Below are 6,802 nucleotides of genomic sequence, written 5' to 3'. Positions count from 1 at the left end.
CAATGACTTATGCAAATTATTAAAGTTAATATATACTATGGAATATGTTTATATAAGTTAAGAATAAATCCTTGTAAATCAAAAGCAATTATGAGTATAAAAACTGACTAAATTTTTGACAGCCTAATTGCTAATTGACCTCGACTTCATTTCTCTCAACCGCTACATTTATAGGTTTCTGATGTCGGGCGGAGCACAGAATTGTAAAATAAGAAGCAGCATAATTGCTTGATGATAAGGTCGTTGCAGCACTCTGCCGCCGTAGTGGCAGGGTTTATCCCTGCCCTAACAGCGACGGACAAGATACAAAGCAATTGCCCCGCAGTAGCTACGGACAAGATACCAAGCAAATATCACGCAGCTGCGAGGACGGGGATAAACCCCGCTCCGGTGGATGTGTGCAACACATTAATTATCAATGTGTTACCAAGGTGATAATAATTAATATATTTTTACTCTATAGTCTCATTTTGGCCGAATTCCTTGCCGCATGTCAGTATCGGCCTTATGTGGCGGTGTGGCGGTGTGGCGCATAGGAATTTTGAGTTAGATTTTAGGAGCATCATTGCTGATTGGCTTCGACTTCATTCCCCCCAAGCGTAACAACGTAACAACGCAACATTTATAGCTATCGCATGTCGACAATATTACAAGAAACAATCTGCTTTGTACCTATTACCCATTTCCCTTAATGGGAATCTGCTTATTTATACGCAAATAATAAATATGCGCTTTTTATACAATAAATATACCCCTCGCAAACGGTAAATATGTAAAAGTGATGTTTATCGGCTGTTGTTAACAGATTTTAACGGCAATAAAGGGCGAAAATTTGGAATCGGCGATTTTGTTTGCTACCTTTGCGGGCAGAATAAATCTCTCACTAAAAACTCCATTCCCTCCGAGCGGTTCCCACCGCTACGACAATCATATATTCCGGCAGCACCCCTGCCAAACACCCTTTGGCCGAAGCGCTGCCAAACATTACTCAGGCTGAGATGGCCATGGCAACCAGATTGATTCGCTATTCCAATAGCCTCATAGCTCCTATAGCCTCTATAACCTCTATAGCCTCTATAGCCCAATGTGGTTCTGAGGTGGGCGACCGAGGCTCTATAGCTCCTATAGCCTCTATAGCCTCTATAGCTTCTATTGCTCGCATGGCTCAGCTTCTATAGCCACTACCGCAAAAGAAAAAGGGGCACCCGAAACGGGTACCCCTCATATAGCGAAAGTTGGACGATTAGCAAACCTTGTGCGAACCGTCGCTGATGACTACCGGATAGACTTCCGGCTCATGGCCATACTTGGCACTGAACTTCTTCTTCGCATCGGCGATGAACTTGTCGTAAACCTCATCTTTGACAAGGTTGATGGTGCAACCGCCGAAGCCACCGCCCATGATACGACTGCCGGTGACACCGTTCTCACGTGCAATGTCGACGAGATAGTCGAGTTCCTCGCAGCTGACCTCATATTCCTTTGACAGTCCATCGTGGGTCTCATACATCTTCTTGCCCACAGTCTCGTAGTCGCCGGCCTCAAGGGCATCGCTGACAGCTAAGACACGGTCTTTCTCGCCGAGGACGAAGTGAGCGCGCTTGTAGTCCTCCTCGCTGACAGCACCCTTGACGGCATCGAGCTCAGCCCAAGTGGCATCGCGGAGAGTTTCATACTTCTTGTCGGGGAACTGCTTGTTGAGGGCAGCAACGACATTCTCGCAGCTCTGACGGCGGTCGTTGTAAGGACTTCCTACCAGCTCGTGCTTAACCTTCGAGTTGACAAGAACCAACTTGTAGCCTTGTGGATCGAATGGGAAATACTGGAACTCACGGCTGCGGCAGTCGAGACGCATCAGCTTTCCCTTCTGTCCGAATACGCTTGCAAACTGGTCCATTATTCCGCAGTTCACACCGACATACTTGTGCTCTGTGGCCTGTCCTGCAAGAACCAAATCCCACTTTGAGATGCGTCCGTCGGCAAACAAGTCGTTGAGGGCGAAGGCGAAACAACTCTCCAAGGCTGCTGATGAGCTCATTCCTGCACCGAGGGGCACATCGCCATAGAAGGCTGCGTTGAAACCCTTGACATCGACGCCGAGGGCGCGCATCTCCTGTACAATGCCATAGATGTAGCGGGCCCATGTAGCCTTAGGACCCTTAGGGTCGTCGACCTTGAACTCGGTCTTGTCCTTGAGGTCGATGGAGTAAAGGATGACGGTGTTGAGACCGTTGGGGCGGACCTCAGCCATGATTCCCTTGTCTACAGCTCCGGGGAAGACAAAGCCGCCGTTGTAATCGGTGTGCTCGCCGATGAGGTTGATGCGTCCGGGCGACATGTAGATGTTTCCTGTCTTACCGTCGAAATGCTTTATAAAGCGTGATCTAACTTTTTCAATATCCATAGTTGCTTATTTTTTTGTTTTTAGGGTTCAAATTGGTTATTGCGATGACATCAGACCGGAATGTCCTTGTTGACGTTCTTGCTGAAGAAAGCTGAGTAGACGAACATATAAGCCATGGCCAACAGCGGAATGATGTAGCTGACCATATATCCGGCGTGGTCGGCAATGAAGTTCTGAATCAGTGGCAGTACTCCTCCGCCGACAACCATCATCATGAATATTCCTGAGGCCTGTGCTGTGTACTTGCCGAGTCCCTCGGTAGAGAGGTTGAAGATCGAAGCCCACATGATTGACGTGCAGAGTCCGCAGAGTACGAGGAGTACAGCACTCAGTGGGATAGTGGTCATCTTGAATGCCGTTCCGGTGAACAGCGGCATCGATGCCGTGACAGTCTTAGGAATGAGTATGGCGCAGATGATGAGAATCATTCCCAGTCCGGTAGCGCACATCATCATTGTCCGTGACGAAACCTTGTCGGCAATGAATCCGGCCACGAAGCGTCCTACGAGCATCAGCAGCCAGTATGTTCCGGCTACGAAACCACCGATGGCGGCTGCATTGGCCACTGCGCTTGTCCAGGCTCCGCTTGTCGATGTATCAGAGATGTAGAAGTTCAGTGTGCCGGGGATACCGGTCTCAACGCCCACATAGACGAAGATGGCGATGACACCGAGGGTGAAGTGGCGGAACGACCATGGCGAGTGCTCGAAGACTGTGGTCTCGTCGGTCTTTCCGAGTTCAGGGTCCTGGATAGGAATGAACGAGAGGATGATGAATGCTGCTGCGAACACGGCTAATGCGATGTAGAGAACGAGGTTGACTTTTGTCATTGTCGTCGACTTCGATACTTGTCCGATGAGTGCACCGACGAGCATCGGCGTGAGTGTTCCGGCCAGTGAGTTCAGTGTTCCACCGATGAGGTTCAGCTGGTTGCCGCGGTTACCGCCACCACCGAGCAGGTTCAGCATCGGGTTGACAACGGTGTTGAGCAGACAAACGGAGAAACCGCTGACGAAAGCTCCGAGCAGATAGACGATGAATCCGGTCATTCCCGATGGGAATCCGGAGAGGAACTGGATGAACACTCCGACGAATCCGAAGGCGATGCCAAGGAGAGCCGTTTTCTTGTAGCCAATCTTTGTAAGCAGTCGGCCGGCAGGGATACCCATGAACAGATAAGCGAAGAAGTTCATGAAGTTACCCATCATTCCGAGCATGTTGCTGCCGCCGATTTCCGGCTGGTTCTTCCATACGACGCCGATAGGCGCAGCCAGATTGGTTACGAACGCAATCATGGCATAGAGGAACATCATTGTTATAATGGCAATGATGCTCCCGTTCTGTTTTGTATTAGTCTTTTCCATTGTTTTTGAATAGTTGTATTCTTAGCAAAATAAAGTGACCGGACCTTGTGGTGAATGTGAACAAGGTGCGGTCACTATCAATGAGTTATTGTTATTCTACACCAAATTTATATACTGTTCGCTGCTCGTAAACTTCTCCCGGATTCAGTACTACCGACGGGAAGTAAGGATGGTTGGGAGTGTCGGGGAAGTGCTGTGCCTCGAGGCATATGGCGCTGCGCTTAGGGTAGGTGGTGCCATGGTAGCCCTTGAGTCCGAACTCGAAGTTGCCGGTATAGAGCTGCAATCCCGGCTCCGTGGTGTACACCTCCATTGTTCGTCCGCTGACAGGCTCGTGGAGCTTGGCAGCGAAGGTGAGCTCACCTTCCTCGGGCTTGTTCAGAACGTAGCAGTGGTCGTAGCCGGTGCCGTTCTTGAGCTGCTCGTTGTCGTCGTTGATGCGTTCGCCGATGGTGTGAGGAGTGCGGAAGTCGAACGGTGTGCCCTCAACTTTCAGAATCTCTCCCGTCGGTATGCTGGTGTTGTTGATGGGCAGGAAGAAGTCGGCATTGAGCTGGCACTCAACGTTCATGACGTTGGGTGTGGGGTCGGCATCACCTGCCAAGGAGAAGAATCCGTGATGAGTAAGGTTGATGATAGTCTTCTTGTTTGTCGTAGCACGGTATTTGATTATTAGTTCGTCGTCGTCGGTCCATGAGTAAGCGACCCAAACTTCAACCTCGCCGGAGAATCCCTCGTCGCCATAAGGGCTTGTGTATTTGAGCACTACGGCGTGGTCGTTGACTTGTGTGGCATCCCACACCTTAACATTGAATCCGGCTTTGCCGCCATGCAGATGGTTTGGTCCGTCGTTGGTAGCGAGCTGATAGTGCTTGCCGTGGAGCTGGAACTGTCCTTTGGCAATGCGGTTGCCGTAGCGTCCGATAAGGCGCGAGAGGTAGGGCTCCTCTGAGTTTATGACACCCTGGATGCTGTCGTGCCCCTGAATGACGTTGGCGTAGTTGCCGTTCTTGTCGGGAACCATGATTGCTACTATGGCACCGCCGTAGTTGGTGAAAGCCACTTCGTTGCCCTTGGAGTTACGCAGAATGAATAAATCAGTATGCTTGCCGTTGACAGTGGTCTGGAAGTCCTCTCTTCTCAGACCACATTTGTTTTGTGTTTCTACAGAGTTTGTCATAATCAGCGTTTTTAGTAGGATTGATATTGTTGGTTTCGTTTACTATTTGCAAAGTAACTGAAAATTCTCGATACAACCAAACCAAAACAAAAAAAAGACAATCTCAGTATGTTAAAAACAATTAAGAGCCTAAATGCCGTTGACGGAATTTCTTCGATAATCAACGTCGCAGTGTCGCAGTGTCGCAGTGTCGCATAAGGTGCTTTCTGATGTCGGGAAAAGACGGAAATGTAAATAAAGTAGTAATATAAGAGCTTGTTGCTGAGTTTATTGCAGCACTCTATTCGTATGGTGTGCGTCTGCAACCCGTTAATTATCAGTGGGTTGCTATGGTTTACCTGCGAGATGAGAATTGGCGTATGCTGGGCGACATCCGCAGGCACCGAACAAGCGATATTGGTCGTCCGATGCCCGCGGAAAATATCCGGTTAGTCGGAATATGTGTTGTTTTAGCGCGAAAGATATGCCGAAATGTCACTGACTGCTATGACAATAAGTCGGCAACGACGTAGCTGGAGCCTCCTACGAAGATGAAGTCGTCGGCACTGCTGTCGCTCAGAGCTGCTGCGTAAGCCTCTTTGACGGTAGCGAACGGGTGCCCTTCAAGTCCTTGTTTCTCAGCCTCCTCAACGATTTTCTCCACGGCGAAGGCTCTTTTGCACGATGGCTGCGTCCAGTAGAATACGGCATCCCTGGGCATCATCGAGAGCACCTTGTCGAGGTCCTTGTCGTCGACCATTCCGAATACTATGCGCCTTGTCCTGCACTGCTGTGCTCCTATTTGCGGAGCGAGATACTGCCATCCTCCGACATTATGGCCGGTGTCGCAGACGGCTACTGGATGGTCGTGCACTTTCTGCCACCGCCCCATGAGTCCCGTGGCCTCACAGACATTGGCAAATCCTTTGGCTACGCTGTCAGTGTCGCGGATGACATCCTTGTTGAGCAACTGCATGCATGCTGTCAGCACCGTGTTGGCATTCTTGTCCTGGTAGTCGCCGCCAAGCTCATAGTGGATATCGCCGAAATATTTGGTCTTGTAGTCGCGTCCGCCAAGTGCGTTGGCTTTAGCTGAAGTGATGAGGGGCTTGTCCTGGGCGAAGACGATTGTGGAGCGGGTTGTTTCGGCTTTCGACTCGAAAACGGGTCGTGTCTCGGGGATATCCTCACCGACGACGACGGGCACTCCGTCCTTTATTATTCCTGCTTTCTCGCCGGCGATCTTCGCAAGGGTATTCCCCAAGAACTGTGTGTGGTCGAAGCTGATATTGGTGATGACCGACAGGATAGGGGTGATGATATTGGTGCAGTCCAACCGACCGCCGAGTCCCACCTCGACAACGGCAATGTCGATGTCGCTGTCGGCGAAATACTTGAAAGCCAAGGCCGTAGTGAGCTCAAAGAAAGAAGGGTGGAGGGGCTCAAAGAAATCCTTGTTCTTGCGTACGAAGTCGATGACGTATTTCTTAGGAATCATCTTGCCGTTGACACGTATGCGCTCACGGAAGTCGACGAGGTGCGGACTGGTGTACAGTCCCACCTTATAGCCGTCGGCCTGGAGGATTGATGCAAGGGTGTGGGAGCAGGAGCCTTTTCCGTTTGTTCCCGCGATATGGATGGAGAGGAAATGAGTGTGAGGATGTCCGAAGTGGCTGTCGAGCGCCAGTGTGTTGGAGAGCCCCTCTTTATATGCTGATGCTCCTACATGCTCGAATACCGGTGTGCAGTTATATAAATAATGTACTGTGGAATCGAATTCCTTGTTTATTTCCTCTTCAGTCATAATCTTGCTTTCTTGAAAAAATTTGATTAAAAAACAAGAAGTCACGGTGGCCGACTTTTTTTCGCAGTCAT

Annotated in this window: 5 protein-coding genes; 1 reads left to right on the top strand and 4 read right to left on the bottom strand. The window is 50.0% G+C overall.

Features of this window, described 5'->3' with window-relative positions; translation table 11 throughout:
- Positions 1-1,004 precede the first annotated feature (1,004 nt).
- Positions 1,005-1,178, top strand: coding sequence for a hypothetical protein (locus tag LDN30_RS07355; RefSeq protein WP_223926094.1), 174 nt, complete (start codon positions 1,005-1,007; stop codon positions 1,176-1,178).
- A 65-nt stretch (positions 1,179-1,243) separates the two neighbouring features.
- Here LDN30_RS07355 and galK read toward each other — a convergent pair whose 3' ends face one another.
- The 4 genes from galK to LDN30_RS07335 form a co-directional block, all read right to left on the bottom strand.
- On the bottom strand, positions 1,244-2,404 hold the full coding sequence (galK, locus tag LDN30_RS07350; protein WP_223926093.1) for a galactokinase: 1,161 nt from the start codon (positions 2,402-2,404) through the stop codon (positions 1,244-1,246).
- A 50-nt stretch (positions 2,405-2,454) separates the two neighbouring features.
- On the bottom strand, positions 2,455-3,768 hold the full coding sequence (locus tag LDN30_RS07345) for an MFS transporter (protein WP_223926092.1): 1,314 nt from the start codon (positions 3,766-3,768) through the stop codon (positions 2,455-2,457).
- A 91-nt stretch (positions 3,769-3,859) separates the two neighbouring features.
- Positions 3,860-4,948 (bottom strand): aldose epimerase family protein, encoded by a 1,089-nt coding sequence (locus LDN30_RS07340; RefSeq protein ID WP_223929120.1) that lies wholly within the window; start codon positions 4,946-4,948, stop codon positions 3,860-3,862.
- 484 nt (positions 4,949-5,432) lie between these two features.
- A complete protein-coding gene (locus tag LDN30_RS07335) occupies positions 5,433-6,731 on the bottom strand; it encodes a bifunctional folylpolyglutamate synthase/dihydrofolate synthase (protein WP_223929119.1) in 1,299 nt (432 codons plus the stop codon).
- Between the last annotated feature and the right edge of the window lie 71 nt (positions 6,732-6,802).

This window comes from Prevotella lacticifex, from assembly GCF_019973375.1.
Taxonomy (GTDB): Bacteria; Bacteroidota; Bacteroidia; order Bacteroidales; family Bacteroidaceae; genus Prevotella; species Prevotella lacticifex.
Note: the sequence above shows the minus strand (reverse complement) of the source record. Positions and strands in the feature narration are given on the sequence as shown.

Coding starts and splice junctions, on each gene's coding strand:
- LDN30_RS07340 (WP_223929120.1), bottom strand. CDS start 4,948: ATGACAAACTCTGTAGAAACACAAAACAAATGTGGTCTGAGAAGAGAG.
- galK (WP_223926093.1), bottom strand. CDS start 2,404: ATGGATATTGAAAAAGTTAGATCACGCTTTATAAAGCATTTCGACGGT.
- LDN30_RS07345 (WP_223926092.1), bottom strand. CDS start 3,768: ATGGAAAAGACTAATACAAAACAGAACGGGAGCATCATTGCCATTATA.
- LDN30_RS07355 (WP_223926094.1), top strand. CDS start 1,005: ATGGCAACCAGATTGATTCGCTATTCCAATAGCCTCATAGCTCCTATA.
- LDN30_RS07335 (WP_223929119.1), bottom strand. CDS start 6,731: ATGACTGAAGAGGAAATAAACAAGGAATTCGATTCCACAGTACATTAT.